The sequence below is a fragment of the Streptomyces azureus genome (assembly GCF_001270025.1).
Classification (GTDB): Bacteria; Actinomycetota; Actinomycetes; order Streptomycetales; family Streptomycetaceae; genus Streptomyces; species Streptomyces azureus.
The window spans coordinates 1-559 of sequence record NZ_DF968443.1 but is presented as its reverse complement, the minus strand read 5'-3'; the positions used below and the strand labels follow the sequence as shown (position 1 = coordinate 559).

At 68.3% G+C, this 559-nt stretch carries 1 protein-coding gene; it reads right to left on the bottom strand.

All coding sequences use genetic code 11. From position 1 onward, the window contains the following. The coding region (locus AOQ53_RS35375; RefSeq protein ID WP_174523399.1) for a CoA transferase at positions 1 to 559 on the bottom strand (559 nt) is incomplete at both ends.

Genomic DNA, 559 nt, shown 5'->3' with positions numbered 1-559 from the left:
GCAGCTCTTCGTGGGCGAGGCCGAGTTCGCCGATGAGGATTTCTTCGGTGTGCTGGCCGAGGAGGGGTGGGGTGGTGATGTCGGCGGGGGAGTCGGAGAGTTTCAGCGGGTTGCCCACGGTGGTGAAGGTGCCGCGTTCGGGGTGGTCCACCTCGACGATCATCTCGTTGTCCGCGAGGGAGCGGTCTTCGATGATTTCGCGGGTGGACAGGATGGGTCCGCAGGGGATGTTGTGGCTGTTGAGTCGTTCGAGGACCTCCCATTTGGGCAGGGTGGAGGTCCATTCCTCGATCAGCTGGAACATCTTGGCGAGTTTGGGCAGCCGGGCTTCGGGGGTGGCCCACTCGGGGTCCGCGGCGAGTTCGGGCCGGCCGATGAGAGCGGTGAGCGGGGGCCAGCCGACGGGCTGGACGATGACGTAGACGTAGTCGTTGGGCCCGCCCGGCGCGCACCTGACCGCCCAGCCGGGCTGGCCGCCGCCGGAGGCGTTGCCCGAACGCGGGACCTCGTCGGTGAAGTCGTCGTTGGGGTATTCCGCCAGCGGGCCGTGGGCCAGGCG